This window comes from Ralstonia sp. UBA689 (assembly GCF_002298975.1).
Classification (GTDB): domain Bacteria; phylum Pseudomonadota; class Gammaproteobacteria; order Burkholderiales; family Burkholderiaceae; genus Ralstonia.
On sequence record NZ_DBMV01000012.1, the window covers coordinates 1 to 14,982 of the forward strand.

The following is a 14,982-nucleotide window of genomic DNA, read 5'->3' on the forward strand; positions in this document are numbered from 1 at the left end:
TTGCCTCCTTCCCCTCCCTGCGACAGAAATTCAAGGGGAAGTCGCCATCTCGGGCGCGCCTTTCTTTGCTGACTTTCTTTGGCAAGACAAAGAAAGTGAGTCGGCCCCGGCAGGGGACGAAAACAGGGACACACCATCAACCCAAATGGTTTGCCCCCAAACAGCAGCACACATAACAGGCGAAACACCGCCGCTTTCCTTCAGGAGACAAGACGTGATCATTTACGGTACGACCTTGCTGGCGCTGTGTCACCTCGCCGGCCTCTTCCTGGGCGACTTGCTCGGCCAGGCCATCGGCGTGAAGGCCAATGTAGGCGGCGTGGGCATCGCGATGCTGCTGCTCATCTTCGCGCGACTCTATCTGCACCGGCGTGGATTGATGCCGGCCGCCACGGAAGCCGGCGTCTCGTTCTGGGGCGCCATGTACATCCCGGTGGTGGTGGCGATGGCCGCCACGCAGAACGTGGTGACGGCGCTGCGCGGCGGGCCGGTCGCACTGCTCGGCGCCATTGGCGCGGTGGTGGTGTGCGGTGTCTGCATCGCACTGATCAACCGCACGGGCAAGGCAGAAGACAGGCAACCGCTGCCGCCGCTAGCCGAGTCCGAACAAGTCAGCGCATAAGGAGACCGCCATGTTCTCAATGTTGGAGAAGGTTCTGCAGCACAACGGGCTGGTCGCCGCGTTTGCTGTCGTCGGGCTGATCATGGGCCTATCGATGTGGCTGTCCAAGAAGCTGACCTTCGGGCGCATACACGGTTCGGCCATTGCCATCATGATCGGGCTGGTGCTCGCCTATTGGGGCGGCATGCAGACCGGCGGCGAGCGCGGCCTGGCCGATCTGAAGCTGTTCGGCGGCATCGGCCTGATGGGCGGCGCCATGCTGCGCGACTTCGCCATCGTGGCAACTGCCTTCGAGGTGCAGGTGACGGAGGCGCGCAAGGCAGGTCTGATCGGCGCCGTGTCGCTGCTGCTGGGGACGGTGCTGCCGTTCATCGTCGGGGCGCTGGTTGCACGCGCGTTCGGCTACACCGATGCGGTCAGCATGACGACCATCGGCGCGGGCGCGGTCACGTATATCGTCGGGCCGGTCACGGGCGCAGCGCTGGGTGCCAGCTCTGACGTCATGGCACTGTCGATCGCCACGGGCCTCATCAAGGCGATCCTGGTGATGGTCGGCACGCCGTTTGCGGCGAAGACGCTTGGGCTGAACAACCCGCGTGCAGCGATGGTGTTCGGTGGGCTGGCGGGCACGGTCAGCGGCGTGTCGGCAGGGCTTGCGGCCACGGACCGGCGGCTGGTGCCCTACGGCGCCCTGGTGGCGACATTCCACACGGGCCTGGGCTGCCTGCTGGGGCCATCGGTGCTGTTCCTGGCGACGCAGGCGCTGGTGCGATGACACATCCACCGCTGCGCGCACACGATCTGCTGTGGGTGTCCGAGACGCCCACGGCGACGGACGGCGCGCCGTTGCCGGACTGGGCCGTCGCCGTGTACAGACAGGGCGCGCCCGTGGTGGTGCGACGCGCACCGCACGGGGCAGATGGCGTGGTGCCGGTTGGCCTGCGCGGCAGCGCGCGGCATGAACGCTGTGCGGCCACCGTAGCCGCCACCAGCATCACGCGCGTGATGACACCTGAAGCGCTTGCGGGCACTGCGGCCACCATCGCGCACGACGCGCCCTTCGCAGCGCTGCGCACCCTACGCGCGCTGGCATTCGCGCTTGATGCCCTCGGCTGGGCGTGGGGCCCAACCGGCGGTGCAGGCTTTGCGCTCGCCAGTAGCCTGCCCGTGCTGCACGCGGACAGCGATCTTGACCTTGTCGTGCGTATGCCAAATGCGCCATCGGCCGCGCACTGTGCGCGCCTCGTCAACGTGCTGGAAAGCACCGAATGCCGTGTCGATCTGCAGATCGACACCGGCCACGGCGGCTTCGCGCTGCGCGACTGGCTCGCCTCGCCACACCAGACGCTGCTCAAGACGGATCACGGCCCACGACTCGTCGCCGATCCTTGGAGCGAACGCGTATGAGCATCCTGTTCATGTTCCCCGGCCAGGGCAGCCAGCGCGCGGGCATGCTGCATGCATTGCCGGACGGCCCAGTTGCCGTGCAAACGCTGGCCGAAGCGGGCGACGTGCTGGGCAGCGATCCGCTTGCACTCGACACGGCAGAAGCATTGCGCTCGACCGTCTCCGTCCAACTCTGCCTGCTGATAGCGGGTGTGGCCGTAGCACGCACGCTCGTCCGCCAAGATGCCGTGCCCGACATGGTGGCTGGACTGTCGATTGGCGCATGGCCGGCAGCGGTAGTGGCTGGCGTGCTCGATTTCAGCGATGCGCTACGGCTTGTCCGCCTGCGCGCGCAGCTTATGGAAGACGCCTACCCGGGCGGCTACGGCATGGCGGCCATCATCGGGTTGGCAGAGCCGGAAGTGAGTGCCATCGTTGCGCAGGTCCACTCCGCAGCAACGCCGGCCTTCGTCGCCAACCTCAACGCAGAGCGGCAGATTGTGGTGGCGGGCAGCGATGCCGCGCTTGCGCAGGTCATGGCGCGCGCGCAGGCGCACGGCGCATCGGCGGCGATCCGGCTTTGCATGGCGGTGCCGTCGCATTGCCCGCTGCTCGACGCGCAGGCAGTGGAGTTGGCAGCCGCCGCAGCAAAGGCCACCGTCCACGCGCCGCAGGTCACCTATGTGAGCAGCAGCCGCGCACGTGCGCTCTTTCGCGCAAATCTCATCGTCGAGGATCTTGCCTGGAACATGGCGCGGCCCGTGCTGTGGCACGACACGCTGCGGCATGCATTCGAGCGTGGTGCGCGCATGGCGGTGGAGGTGCCGGGAGGCGGCGTGCTGACGCGGCTGGCGCAGGGCGTGTTTGCCGATGACGCCGTGCTCGATGCGGGCGGCGGGCTGGATGCGGTGCGGGTACGGATACAGCGCCAGCGGCGCGCCGACAGATGAGCGCAACGCTCGATCTCGCTACCGGGCATCTCCCGTGTGCACGTGGGCCGGCGACTCGCCTGCAGCCGACCGCCAACGCTTTGGCGTCATCCCGGTCCACCTCCTGAACGCGCGATTGAAGGCGCTTTGTTCCGAGTAGCCAAGCAGCAGCGCAACCTCGGGCAGCGTCAGCCGGGCATCGCGCAGGTAGTCTTCGGCCATGCGCTGGCGGATGCTCTCCAGCAAGCCACGGAAATTCCAACCGGATTCCGCCAGGCGCCGCCGCAAGGTGCGCCCCGAAATGTGCAGTTCCCGTGCAACAAGCTCCAGAGCCGCGTCCCCCGAAAAAAGATGGCGCGACATCAACCGGCGGATGTCTTCCAGCAGATCGCTCATGTTCGGCAACGCCGCGGCAGACGCTTGCACCTGCGCTTCCAGCATCTGGACCAGCCCCGGGTCGGGCTGGCGCAACGGCATGCCGAGCACCGCTGCGGGAAAGCGGATGCGCGTGGCCGATTGACCGAACAATACCGGACAGCCAAAGAAATGCTCGTACGGCGCAGGATCGTCCGGCTCGGGCTCGACAAAATGCACCGAGTCCGGCACCACGTCCGCCCCCGTGATGTTGCGCGCGAACTGCACCAACGACGCAAGGCCGCATTGGTTGGCCAGCAGCCCGATCGCACGCGAGTCGTCGCCCCACTCCAGCACCACGCTCTGGCCATCGAAGTACTGCCGAACCGGGCTGACATCGTGCACCAGGCGCTGGTACTTCACATAACGTTCCATGGCGGCAGCAGCCGAGCTTGAGGCCAGCAACACATAGCCCAGCGGCCCCAGGTGCGCCGGGGTGATGCTCGCGCCAATGCGTACGCCCAGCACGGGGTCATTCAAGTGAATGGCCGCCAGCGTCAGCAGGCGCCTCCAGTGCTCGGCCCGATACGTCTGCTCGGGCCCAAGAGGAGGCATCGCTTCGCCCAGCACATCGCCGACGCTGACTTCCAGTCGTTCGAGATGCTCGAACAACAGACGGACGTACGAGCCCGGTACGTTGCCGGCAAGCGGAAGGTTGGGATTGGCGGAAAGGATGGCCTCGCGATGCATGGCCTGAAGTGTCAAAAAAGATGGCCTGAGCTGTCAAGCTGGAACAGATACGCAGTCCCTACGATTGGCGGCACAACAAAACAGGAGACCTTTGTGATCGCCACATCCGCCGCCCAAGCCCAGGCCGTACTGCGGGATTCCTCGCACTTCCAATGGTTCGTCATTCCCCTCTTGCTGCTGGTGATCTACGCATACGGGGAGCAGGCCGCCGCCAAACGCTGGGGCGTGGTGCTGGGCGGCATTGCCTTCTGGCTGATGGACTGGGTCAATGAAATCTGGAACGGCTTGTTCTTTCATTTCTCCGGCTTCGCGCCGGTATGGGGTACGCCCGGCAGCTCCGCCTATGTGATCCTGATCGGCCTCAATATCGAGATCACCTTCATGTTCGCGATCATGGGCCTGTTTGCCGTACGCACGCTGCCAGCGGATCGCACATTGAGAATTTTCGGCATCAACAACCGCTGGCTCTTCGCGTGCGTCAATTCCGTGCTCTGTGTGATCGTGGAAGTGTGGCTCAACCGCATCGGCGCGCTCACCTGGGAGTGGCGTGGCTGGAACGCGGGCGCACCGTTCCTGATCTGGCTGGTCGGTTACCTGCCGTTCTTTCTGGTGGCCTATTGGGTGCACGACATGGCGTCGATCAAGCGCCAGATTGCCACCGTTGGCACGCTGGCCGGTGTGGTGGCGCTGGCACTGGGCATCTTTGGTGGCGCGTTTGGCTGGATTTGAATGACCGTGCGTTTCGGGCCGGTCCTGCCCTGTGCACTAAGGGATAGTGCTCACGACACCTGAGACGACCGTTGGCACAAAAGAAAACGGGGCGCTCGGCCCCGTTCTTTTTGCCTTAAACGACTTCCCGCGTCTCCATGAACTGGATATCCGGAAACCGCTCCTGCGTCAGCCGCAGGTTCACCTGGCTCGGTGCCAGGTACACGTAATCGCCCGCACCATCGACGGCCACGTTGTGGCCCGCCTTGTCGATCAGCTTGTCGATATCTTCCGGCTTGCCCTTGAGCCAACGGGCTGTGGCGCATTCGTACGGTTCGAAGATGGCGTCGACACCGTATTCGTGCTCCAGGCGGTGCGCGACCACGAAATCAGATTTTCCCTACATACAGTCCCTCGGGCGTCCGGTATAGAAGATTCATTCTCTGACCTCGAAGGAGCATGCATTGAAAACTGATCGCACCCGCAGCTTCCTGTCGTGCGGACACTCGCTCATAGCGCCACCACACTAAAACAGCCAGAAGCTCGTCAGGCACGCGGCCCCAATCCTGCTCGGCGCGCCCATTCAGTCCCTATCCATCCACTTGGCACCAATTCTCAAGCTTGAAGCACCATGACCTATCTTGAAAAAGAGATTGAAGAAAACCCGATGTTACTTAGGGATTACAGAGATCTCGTTGAAGAGCAATTTCGCCACAGTCTTTTTAAAACACCTACGCCACGTGACATTGTCAGATTGCTCGATCTTGAGGAAGTGGAACATCGCATTGAAAAACGTCGGGCAAAACTTCTTTTTGATGGAAAATCCCTGCAATGGATCGAAGACAGATCGGCGCTGATGAGATGGTCAGCCTTTTCTGGAAAACCCGGATTCAGCGGGAAAGAACATCAAACAATGAAGGACGTCGGCCCGATCCCGGAAGGACTCTACGTTGCTCTGCAGTCGGACTTTCAGCGATGGGAGGACACGCCTTTCTTCAACCGTGCGGCATGCATACTGAACCTGATCAACATCAAGGTTGGACGATGGCCCGGGTGCACGATCGCATGGGGCACGCGTCGCATTGGCTTGCGCCCAAGCTCTGGAACAAACGTGCACGGCCGAAATAACTTCACCATTCACGGCGGCTGGTATCCCGGCTCAATTGGGTGCATTGATCTCACCGACTCGATGGAATCGTTTGCGAAAGAGTTTTTGTACTATGCAAAAGACATGGAACTGGAAGTTCGCTATTAGAGCCGCCGCCGCAGCCATTCCCGGCTTTATCTTCGTGCTGATGCCATTGGAACTCTGGAGCGCATTGATAGCACCGCAGGAATACCCTTTTGCTGCACAAGGCCCTGCCGCTGCCATGTGGACCTACCAATCGCAGGCCCACTATGTCATCTCGGGTGTCACGCTATGGATAACTAGTGGCATTGCAGCCTGGGCACTGGTGGCCAAGCAAGCGAGTCGCCTCTCCAGACTAATGTGGTCTGGGCCGTTCGTTCTTGTGTGGGCGCTACTTGCGCTGGATGGGACGCGCTTGGTCTAGCTTGCTCTATCTTGCAGCGGGGCCCGCGGCCCCGCTCCTCTTAAACGACTTCCCGCGTCTCCATGAACTGGATATCCGGAAACCGCTCCTGCGTCAGCCGCAGGTTCACCTGGCTCGGCGCCAAGTACACGTAATCGCCCGCACCATCGACGGCCACGTTGTGGCCCGCCTTGTCGATCAGCTTGTCGATATCTTCCGGCTTGCCCTTGAGCCAACGGGCTGTGGCGCATTCGTACGGTTCGAAGATGGCGTCGACACCGTATTCGTGCTCCAGACGGTGCGCGACCACATCAAACTGAAGCGTGCCGACTGCGCCCAACACCAGATCGTTCGACGACAGCGGACGGAACATCTGCGTGGCACCTTCTTCGGCCAACTGCTGCAAGCCCTTCTGCAACTGCTTGAGCTTGAGCGGATTGTTCAGGCGCGCGCGGCGGAAGTATTCCGGCGCAAACGACGGGATGCCCGTGAACTTGAGCGGTTCGCCTTCGGTAAACGCATCGCCCAGGCGGATCGTGCCGTGGTTGGGCACACCGATGATGTCGCCGGCAAACGCCTCTTCGGTAGTGTTGCGGTCCTGCGCCATGAAGGTGATGGCGTTGTTGATGGCGACCGTCTTGCCGGTCGACACCTGCAGCAGCTTCATGCCGCGCTCGAAGCGGCCCGAGCAGACGCGCACGAAAGCGATGCGGTCGCGATGCTTCGGGTCCATGTTGGCCTGGATCTTGAAGACGAAGCCTGTGAACTTGTCCTCCATCGGCGCCACTTCGCGCGTTTGCGTGGCGCGCGCCAGCGGTTCGGGCGACTGGTCCACCAGCGCATCGAGCAGCGATTGCACGCCGAAATTGTTCACCGCCGAACCGAAATACACCGGGCACTGCTTACCGGCCAGAAACGCTTCCTTGTCGAAGGTGTGCGAAGCGCCGCGCACGAGTTCGATGTCGATGCGCAGCTCTTCGGCCTGCGACCCCAGCACGCGGTCCAGCTCGGGATTGTCCAGACCTTGAATCAGGCCTGCGGTGGCGCCCTTCTCGGTATCGGCATTCGGATCGAACAACTGCACCGTGTCGTTGACCAGGTGATACACGCCCTTGAACGACTTGCCCATGCCGATCGGCCACGTCATCGGCGCGCACTGGATCTGCAGCACGCTTTCGATTTCGTCGAGCAGCTCGATGGGCGCGCGGCCCTCGCGGTCGAGCTTGTTGATGAACGTGAGGATGGGCGTATTGCGCAGGCGACAGACGTTGAGCAGCTTGATGGTCTGCGCTTCCACGCCGTTGACGGAGTCGATCACCATCACTGCCGAGTCAACAGCGGTCAACGTGCGATACGTGTCTTCCGAGAAGTCTTCGTGGCCGGGTGTGTCGAGCAGGTTGACGATGTAATCGCCGCCGGCATTGCGGTACGGAAATTGCATCACCGAAGACGTGACCGAGATGCCGCGCTGCTTTTCCATTTCCATCCAGTCGGACGTGGCATGTCGGTTGGCCTTGCGTGCGCGCACGGCGCCGGCCATCTGGATGGCGCCGCCGAACCACAGCAGTTTCTCGGTAAGCGTGGTTTTACCCGCGTCCGGGTGGGCAATGATGGCGAACGTCCGGCGGCGCCGGATCTCCTGCTGCAGCGTACTCACGGGCAAAAACCAAAAGGGAGAAGTAATGGATGCGCACACGGCGTGCACGCTGGCCGGCAGGGTCATCCCGGCGGCCGATGGGGTGCCCGCTCGGGTTCGTCACCCTCGGGCAGCCGAGATTGTACGCGATCGGCGCCCTTGCTTAGGATCAACTGACCCGATTGCCAAGCGGGGAAACTCCCTAGGAACCGTCCCCCGGAAGGGGGAGACCAATCCGGTGTCGGAATGCTCCGACAACCCTTTCGGAGACGGTGCTATCGAAGTTGTCATGAAGCTCCCGTATTGTGGAGTCCGTCGCGAAAGCCCGGTGTTTGGTGCTTTGCGACATTGAAGAAGGAGTCCAATGTGCGTAGTCGAACCCCTGTCGATCCCGCGGTGCAGCGCATCCTGGATACCACGCGCAAGGCGTGGCAACTGGACGCGGAAAGCCTGCGTGCGGCGCGCCAGCAGCGTGCCGCCAATCGCCGCAAGCGGATCAAGGCTTTGCCGCAGGACAGCCTGCGGGCACTCGCCGCACTCGCCCTGCAAGCCGAGATCCTGGCGGTGCGCAAAACCGTGGTGACGGTCGGTTAGTCGCGCGGTTTCTCACCCGCAGTTCTTACCCTATCGAGGGCCACAATCGTGGCCCTTTTGTTTTGGGGACTCCGCTAGCGATCACGTTCACGCGCGCCGCCGGAGGCGCCGCTTGCCAGGCTGGCCGCCAGCGTTGGGTTGAGCAGCGCGGCCTGCGTGCCGGACCCGGCAGCCTCGTCCTGGCGGCTGCCGAACAGCAGCGCATACTGCCGCGTGACAAGCGCGCCAAAAAAGAAGATCTGCGCGGAGTAATAGATCCACAGCATCAACGCCACCACCGAGCCCGCCGCACCGTACGACGACGCCACCGCGCTGTTGCCGAGATACAGGCCGATGAGATGCTTGCCCAGCGTGAACAGCAACGCCGTCACCACCGCGCCCAGGGCCACGTCGCGCCAGGCCACGCGCGTCTCGGGCAGCATCTTGAAGATGGTGCCGAACAGCAGCGACACCACCGCAAACGCAAACACCGACGACAGCGCTTCGGCCACCAGCACCAGCCCCAGGCCTGCCCCCGACCACATCGCACCCCAGAAGCGCTCCACCACCGCCAGCGCCGCGTTGACGATGAGCGACACCAGCAGCAGGAACGCCAGCACCAGGATCAGGCTGAACGACAGCAGCCGCGAGCGCAGCAAACCCCAGAGCCCGGCCTGCTGGCGCGGCGGTACGTCCCAGAGTTCATCGAGGCTGTCCTTGAGTTCGGAGAAGGCGGTGGTGGCCCCCACCAGCAGCAGCACGACGGCCACCACGGCGGCGAATACCCCATGCCCTGAGCGCTTGGTGGCAGCCAGCACCGTTTCCACCGCAGCAGCGCCTTGCGCACCGACCAGCCCTTGGATCTGGCCGAAGATCTCGCCGCGCGCGGCCTGTTCGCCGAAGAACAACCCAGCAATGGAGATGACGAGCACCAGCACCGGTGCCATCGAGAACAGCGTGTAGAACGACAGCGCCGCGCCCTTGCTGGCCGCGCGATGCGCAGACCACAGCCGCCCCGCCCCGATCAGCACCCGGGCAGAGCGCTTGAGCACGTCACGGTCGATGAGAAAGGCAGCCAGGCGCATGGGCACTCCTTGCAAGGCGGTGCGGCTCACACCTCCGTGGTGCGCGCTCGGCCCGAACTGGCCGAACTGCCGTCGGCGTCCCCGCCGGCGTTGCCGTTGCCGTATTCCTCAAGCCGGTTGTAGAGCGTCTTGAGGCTGATGCCGAGCAGTTCGGCTGCCCGCTTCTTCACGCCGCCGCATTGCTCCAGCGTGGCCAGGATGATCTTCTTGTCAGCACTCGCCAGCGAGGTGCCGACCGGAATCGTCAGCGTGGAGCCGGAAGCGGTTTGCGTGCTCGACACCTGCAGCGGCACATTGGCCGTGTCGATGCCCGCGTCGTCCGACAGGATGAACGCACGCTGCACATAGTTGCGCAGCTCGCGCACATTGCCGGGCCAGTTGTAGGCGCGCAGCGTGTCCATGGCGGGCGGCAGGAACGCCTTCTTGGTGTTGTTCTGCGCGTTGAGCTGGTCCAGGAAATGCTGCGCCAGCAGCTCCACATCTTTGCCGCGTTCACGCAGCGGCGGCAGTTGCAGCGGAAACACGTTCAGGCGGTGATACAGGTCGGCACGCAGCTTGCCGTCGGCCACGGCTTCTTCCGGGTCGCGGTTGGTGGCGGCAATCACGCGCACGTCGGAATCGATCTCGCGGTTGGTGCCCACGCGCATGAACACGCCGGTCTCCAGCACGCGCAGCAGCTTGACCTGCAGTTCGATCGGCATCTCGGTAATTTCATCGAGGAACAGCGTGCCGCCGTTGGCGCACTCGAAATAGCCCTTGTGCTGGCGGTCGGCGCCCGTGAAGCTGCCACGCTCGTGGCCGAACATCTCCGACTCGATCAGATTGGGCGAGATGGCGCCGCAGTTGACGGGCAGGAAGGGCTGCTTGCGACGCAGGCTCAGGTCATGGATGGTTTGCGCGACCAGTTCCTTGCCGGTACCGGATTCGCCGATGAGCAGCACGGTGGCCTCGGTGGGCGCCACGCGGCTGACCTGGTCGTACAGCGTCTGCATGACCGGCGAGTTGCCGAGCATCTGGCCGAACAGGCCCAGGCGGCGCAGTTCGCCGCGCAGGCTGCCGATCTCTGCCTTCAGATCGCCCGGGCGCGGAATACGCGCCAGCACGGATTTCAGCCGCTGGAAGTTGACCGGTTTGACGAGGTAATCGGCCGCGCCCATGCGCAGCGCCTCGACAGCGGTCTCCACGCTGGCGTGGCCGGTCATGACAATGATTTCCGTGCCGGAATGCGGGACGATGTCCTCCATCAAGTCCATGCCGTTTCCGTCGGGCAGCAGCAGGTCGATCAGCACGGCGTCAGGGCTGTGCCGCGACATCTGAATGCGCGCATCGCGCAGCGATCCGGCCAGCGCAGTGGTGAAACCCTCCGCACCCACTAGCTCGCCCAGGGCTGCGCGCGCGTTGGCATCGTCTTCGACAATCAGGATATGTGGCATCTCGATTCGGTTGAATGGGCGGGCCCCAAGGTCGGCCCGAACTCGGCCCAAATTCGACAATCGGGCGGTCAACGCGCGGGGCAACTGCATGCCGCGGGCGCCCGGGCGGGCGGCAGGTGCAAGAAGTATTCCACCGAATAAACGTACGACGCCTTATGCCGCAAAACCCACGTCGCCAATGCGGAAACCGGTCATTTTTACAAGGTTTCGTGCAAGAAAAGGATCGAATGCATCACTCCGACAAGGCGGCCCGGACGGACGACCGTGCACTCAGCATAGATGAGAAGGCCAAGGCTTCGCCACCCATCGGGGCAAATGGACACGGTACGCCGCATGCCAGGCTGCTTATGGCATGGAACCAAGGCCCCGCCGACGTTTCGGGCCGGTTTCTTGTCAGCGTTTGGCCGACAGGACGGCCGAAACGTCAGCGCATGCCTGACATACAACACGCTCGGCCGGCCCCGATAATGGCTCAACTTTTCAACACAATGTGACGGGATGACGACGCGCCAAGCCCTCAGGAGGCTCCATCGCTGAACGGGCGACGCCTCGCCAGGACGCCCCCGTCGCGACCGACCACGAGGGAGCCATGTCCTTGAGCGAAGCCTTCGCCGACGATCGCGCAGTCGTCACAGGGCGCCTGCCCTACCCCCCGACGCCGGCCGAGTTCGACGCGCCCGAACGCGTGCTGACCAAAACGGACGCCGGCAACGCCCCTGCCGCTCACGCCATTGCCGCCCCCGACTTCGGCCATCTCTATGGCCATGCGCCGGTCATGCGTACGCTGTATCGCCAGATCGGGAAGGTGTCCGGAACACTCGCCACCGTGCTCATCATGGGCGAATCCGGCACCGGCAAGGAGTTGATCGCCCGCACTGTGCACGACATGAGCCCGCGTGCTGACCAGGCCTTCATCGCCGTGAACAGCGGCGCGATCTCGCCCAACCTGATCGAGTCGGAACTGTTCGGCCACGAGAAGGGCAGTTTCACGGGCGCGGGCCAGCGCCATATCGGCTATTTCGAGCATGCCTGCGGCGGCACGATCTTCCTGGATGAGATCACCGAGATGCCTGTGGAGATGCAGGTCAAGCTCTTGCGCGTGCTGGAGACCGGCGTCTTCATGCGCGTGGGTGGAACCGAGCCGATCCAGACGCGCGTGCGCATCATCGCGGCCACCAACCGTAACCTGCAGGAAGCGGTGGCCGACGGCACCTTCCGCGAAGACCTGATGTACCGCCTGGCCGTGGTGCCGCTGTACGTGCCGCCGCTGCGCGAGCGCGGCGACGACATCGAAGAGCTGGCCCAGCACTTTCTCGCGCAGTTCAACGCCGCGCACCAGACCGACAAGGCGTTCTCACGCGCGGCACTCGATGCGCTGCGCAGCCATGCCTGGCCCGGCAACGTGCGCGAGCTGCGCAATGCAGTGCAGCGCGGCTACATCCTCGGCGAGAAGACCGTCGAGCTGGACAACCCGCTGACACCACCGCGCGGCCCTGCTCGGCCGACCGTCAAGGAAGGCGTGCTGAGCCTGTCGGTGGGCGTAACGCTGGCCGAGGCGCAGCGCGTCATGATCCTGGCCACGCTGGAGCACTTTCACGGCGACAAGCGCCAGGCGGCCAAGACGCTGGGCGTAAGCCTGAAGACGCTCTACAACCGGCTGGATCTCTACCAGAGCACAGCGGCCGCCAGCGTGGCGGCCTGACGACACTCCCGCTCGACAATCACGCCCGCACGCATCCACGCTGATGTTTCAGCGCAGATGCGTGCGCGTGCGCGATTACTGGCTTTGCTTGGTGCTGCCCGGCTGAGGACTGCCGGAACCCATTGACGCATCGCCACCACCCGACGCGCCCGATGCCTTGCCGGAGCCCGACATATCGCTGGCGCTGCTACCGCTCGATGCGTCCGACTTGCGCGAAGGCTTATGTTGACGCGACTTCTTTGCCTTGGGCTTGGCGCCTTCGGTGCTGGCGCCGGTGCCGCCATCGGCAGGCATGGCGTCCGTGCCCGCCTTGGGCGCATTGGAGGGCGCGTCTGCAGGCGCCGGGTTGGTCTGGGCATAGGCTGTCGTCATGCCAAGGGCCAGAATGGCGGCCGCGAGGGTGGCAGTCAGCGTACGTGATTGCATCGGTTTCTCCTTTCGGGTGACGGTGACGGAACGCGAAGCCGGCGCATCGCCGCACTGCCGGCTTCCCAGCCGCTTCAGCAACACATGTACCCGCCTTGGCACGGATTGCCATCGCACGATGATCGCCATACGCGCGCGGCGTCCTGTCATGTGCCGGCAACAATGCGCATATAAAAACGACATGAACATGTAGAAACGGCGTGCCAGCCGCCTGCGAAGGCTTGTCGCAGCTCGGTTCCTGGACTTGGCATACGCTTTGCATCGATGGTGAGTCATGTTGGCCGCAAGGCCGGCGCCCACTCATGGAGGCAAGGCGAATGGTCAAGGCCGCTTTGGAAATGCGTGCGAAGCAGCATCTCGCACTCACGCCACGGCTGCAGCAGTCGGTCAAGCTGTTGCAGTTGTCCGCAAACGAATTTGCGCAGGAAATGCAAGAAGCGCTCGCCAGCAACCCATTCCTGGAAGAGGTCGAACAAGAGGCCGGTGCGCAGCCCCAAGCCGACGCCATGGCCCTCATGGCCGGCCCTGGCGACGGCCCCGACGCTGCCGAACCTGACGGTCATGCGGTTGACCATATGGCCGCCGACGAAACACCGCCGGAGACCACCACCAGCGCCATCGAGACCGACCCAACACTGGACGCATCGGAAGCGTTTCCGGCCGACTTCGGCACCTATTACAGCCACAGCGGCAACCACCATGGCGACGGCGAAGGCACCGACATTGGCGAATGGGTTCACGCCACGCCGAGCCTGCGCGAGCACCTGCGCCAGGAACTGCTCAGCTACCGCCTGTCGGAGCGCGACAGCCTGCTCGCGCTGACCGTGATCGAAGCGCTGGACGACGACGGCTACCTGCGCCAACTGCTGACCGAACTGATTCCGCTCGCACCGGTGGAGCCCACACCCACCGAGAAGGAAATGCAGATTGCACTGGCGCTGGTACAGAGCCTGGACCCGCCGGGCGTGGCCGCGCGCGACCTGTCCGAATGTCTGCGCCTGCAGATCGAGGCACGCCCCGCCGATACGGACCCCGAAGAACGCCTCCAGGAGATCGCGCAGGACATCGTGCGCAGCCACCTGCCGCACCTGGCCAAGCGCGAACTGATGCAGATACGCCGCGCGCTCGGTTGCAGCGAGGTGGAGCTGCGAGACGCCTGCGCGCTGATCCGCACACTCGACCCGCGCCCGGGGCTGCGCTTCTCGCAGGCGCACGCGGGCTACATCGTGCCGGATGTGTTTGTCGCAAAGATCAAGGGCAAGTGGGTGGCCGTCACCAACCCGGCGGTGGCGCCGTGCGCGCGCATCAACAGGGTCTATGCCGACCTCTTCGCGCAGACGCGCGGCCACCATCGCACGCCGCTGGCGCATCAGTTGCAGGAGGCACGCTGGCTGATCCGCAACGCACAGCAGCGCTTTGCCACCATCCAGCGCGTGGCCGAGGCCATCGTCGCGCACCAGAAGCATTTCCTGGAATACGGCGAGGTGGCCATGAAGCCGCTTGTGCTGCGTGACGTGGCCGAAGAGCTCGGCCTGCACGAATCGACGATCTCGCGCGCCACCGGCAACAAGTACATGGCGACGCCGCGCGGCATCTTCGAGTTCAAGTATTTCTTTTCGCGCCAGCTTGCCACCGACACGGGCGGCGCGTGCTCGGCGGCCTCGGTGCGGGCACTGCTCAAGGAGATGATCGAAGCCGAAGATGCCGATGCGCCGCTATCGGACGTGTCGCTGGCCAAGATGCTGGCCGAGCAGGGGGTGATCGTCGCGCGCCGCACCGTCGCCAAGTATCGTGGGCTGATGCGCATCGCATCGGCTGAAATGCGGCGCCAGGTCTGAAGGCCTGC

14 protein-coding genes and 1 pseudogene are annotated in these 14,982 nt (G+C 64.0%); 9 read left to right on the forward strand and 6 right to left on the reverse strand.

The window, feature by feature from the left end:
* The first annotated feature begins 214 nt into the window (after window positions 1-214).
* From madL to mdcH, 4 genes are read left to right on the forward strand one after another with little or no spacing between them, the layout of a single operon-like run.
* Entirely contained in the window at window positions 215-622 is a 408-nt protein-coding gene (gene madL, locus B4F51_RS06945; protein WP_296224364.1) for a malonate transporter subunit MadL, read from the forward strand.
* Between the two features lie 10 nt (window positions 623-632).
* Window positions 633-1,397 (forward strand): malonate transporter subunit MadM, encoded by a 765-nt coding sequence (madM, locus tag B4F51_RS06950; RefSeq protein WP_296224365.1) that lies wholly within the window; start codon window positions 633-635, stop codon window positions 1,395-1,397.
* Window positions 1,394-2,029, forward strand: a complete 636-nt coding sequence (locus B4F51_RS06955) for a malonate decarboxylase holo-ACP synthase (protein WP_296224366.1) — start codon at window positions 1,394-1,396, stop codon at window positions 2,027-2,029. Before madM ends, B4F51_RS06955 begins: the two co-directional genes overlap by 4 nt.
* Complete coding sequence (mdcH, locus tag B4F51_RS06960) at window positions 2,026-2,958, forward strand: malonate decarboxylase subunit epsilon (protein WP_296224367.1); 933 nt, start codon at window positions 2,026-2,028, stop codon at window positions 2,956-2,958. The genes B4F51_RS06955 and mdcH overlap by 4 nt, the downstream gene beginning before the upstream one ends.
* 18 nt (window positions 2,959-2,976) lie before the next feature.
* Here the strand turns inward: mdcH and B4F51_RS06965 are convergent, their stop codons facing one another.
* Complete coding sequence (locus B4F51_RS06965; protein ID WP_296224368.1) at window positions 2,977-4,056, reverse strand: AraC family transcriptional regulator; 1,080 nt, start codon at window positions 4,054-4,056, stop codon at window positions 2,977-2,979.
* Between the two features lie 78 nt (window positions 4,057-4,134).
* On the opposite strand from B4F51_RS06965, the gene B4F51_RS06970 reads away from it, so the two are divergent.
* On the forward strand, window positions 4,135-4,770 hold the full coding sequence (locus B4F51_RS06970) for a hypothetical protein (RefSeq protein ID WP_296224369.1): 636 nt from the start codon (window positions 4,135-4,137) through the stop codon (window positions 4,768-4,770).
* Window positions 4,771-4,885: 115 nt separating this feature from the next.
* Here the strand turns inward: B4F51_RS06970 and prfC are convergent.
* Window positions 4,886-5,134, reverse strand: a pseudogene (gene prfC, locus B4F51_RS06975) (peptide chain release factor 3); the annotation flags it as partial.
* 246 nt (window positions 5,135-5,380) lie between these two features.
* On the opposite strand from prfC, the gene B4F51_RS06980 reads away from it, so the two are divergent.
* Window positions 5,381-6,004 (forward strand): hypothetical protein, encoded by a 624-nt coding sequence (locus B4F51_RS06980; protein ID WP_296224370.1) that lies wholly within the window; start codon window positions 5,381-5,383, stop codon window positions 6,002-6,004.
* 338 nt (window positions 6,005-6,342) lie between these two features.
* Here B4F51_RS06980 and B4F51_RS06985 read toward each other — a convergent pair whose 3' ends face one another.
* Window positions 6,343-7,938 (reverse strand): peptide chain release factor 3, encoded by a 1,596-nt coding sequence (locus tag B4F51_RS06985; protein ID WP_296224371.1) that lies wholly within the window; start codon window positions 7,936-7,938, stop codon window positions 6,343-6,345.
* 345 nt (window positions 7,939-8,283) lie between these two features.
* On the opposite strand from B4F51_RS06985, the gene B4F51_RS06990 reads away from it, so the two are divergent.
* Window positions 8,284-8,511: a hypothetical protein gene (locus tag B4F51_RS06990; RefSeq protein ID WP_296224372.1), complete on the forward strand. Its 228-nt coding sequence runs from the start codon at window positions 8,284-8,286 to the stop codon at window positions 8,509-8,511.
* A 74-nt stretch (window positions 8,512-8,585) separates the two neighbouring features.
* Here the strand turns inward: B4F51_RS06990 and B4F51_RS06995 are convergent, their stop codons facing one another.
* Entirely contained in the window at window positions 8,586-9,575 is a 990-nt protein-coding gene (locus B4F51_RS06995) for a YihY/virulence factor BrkB family protein (protein ID WP_296224373.1), read from the reverse strand.
* 26 nt (window positions 9,576-9,601) lie between these two features.
* Window positions 9,602-11,008: a sigma-54-dependent transcriptional regulator gene (locus tag B4F51_RS07000; RefSeq protein ID WP_296224374.1), complete on the reverse strand. Its 1,407-nt coding sequence runs from the start codon at window positions 11,006-11,008 to the stop codon at window positions 9,602-9,604.
* Window positions 11,009-11,597: 589 nt separating this feature from the next.
* On the opposite strand from B4F51_RS07000, the gene B4F51_RS07005 reads away from it, so the two are divergent.
* Window positions 11,598-12,710 (forward strand): sigma-54 interaction domain-containing protein, encoded by a 1,113-nt coding sequence (locus B4F51_RS07005; RefSeq protein WP_296224375.1) that lies wholly within the window; start codon window positions 11,598-11,600, stop codon window positions 12,708-12,710.
* Window positions 12,711-12,785: 75 nt separating this feature from the next.
* Here the strand turns inward: B4F51_RS07005 and B4F51_RS07010 are convergent, their stop codons facing one another.
* Complete coding sequence (locus B4F51_RS07010) at window positions 12,786-13,136, reverse strand: hypothetical protein (protein WP_296224376.1); 351 nt, start codon at window positions 13,134-13,136, stop codon at window positions 12,786-12,788.
* A gap of 317 nt (window positions 13,137-13,453) precedes the next feature.
* On the opposite strand from B4F51_RS07010, the gene B4F51_RS07015 reads away from it, so the two are divergent.
* Window positions 13,454-14,974, forward strand: coding sequence for an RNA polymerase factor sigma-54 (locus tag B4F51_RS07015; RefSeq protein WP_296224377.1), 1,521 nt, complete (start codon window positions 13,454-13,456; stop codon window positions 14,972-14,974).
* The last annotated feature ends 8 nt before the right edge of the window (window positions 14,975-14,982 follow it).

Excerpts from the sequence above, each read along its gene's own strand:
- madM (WP_296224365.1), top strand. The coding sequence starts at position 633 with ATGTTCTCAATGTTGGAGAAGGTTCTGCAGCACAACGGGCTGGTCGCC.
- B4F51_RS06955 (WP_296224366.1), top strand. The coding sequence starts at position 1,394 with ATGACACATCCACCGCTGCGCGCACACGATCTGCTGTGGGTGTCCGAG.
- mdcH (WP_296224367.1), top strand. The coding sequence starts at position 2,026 with ATGAGCATCCTGTTCATGTTCCCCGGCCAGGGCAGCCAGCGCGCGGGC.
- B4F51_RS06980 (WP_296224370.1), top strand. The coding sequence starts at position 5,381 with ATGACCTATCTTGAAAAAGAGATTGAAGAAAACCCGATGTTACTTAGG.
- B4F51_RS06995 (WP_296224373.1), bottom strand. The coding sequence starts at position 9,575 with ATGCGCCTGGCTGCCTTTCTCATCGACCGTGACGTGCTCAAGCGCTCT.
- B4F51_RS07000 (WP_296224374.1), bottom strand. The coding sequence starts at position 11,008 with ATGCCACATATCCTGATTGTCGAAGACGATGCCAACGCGCGCGCAGCC.
- B4F51_RS07005 (WP_296224375.1), top strand. The coding sequence starts at position 11,598 with ATGTCCTTGAGCGAAGCCTTCGCCGACGATCGCGCAGTCGTCACAGGG.
- B4F51_RS07010 (WP_296224376.1), bottom strand. The coding sequence starts at position 13,136 with ATGCAATCACGTACGCTGACTGCCACCCTCGCGGCCGCCATTCTGGCC.
- B4F51_RS07015 (WP_296224377.1), top strand. The coding sequence starts at position 13,454 with ATGGTCAAGGCCGCTTTGGAAATGCGTGCGAAGCAGCATCTCGCACTC.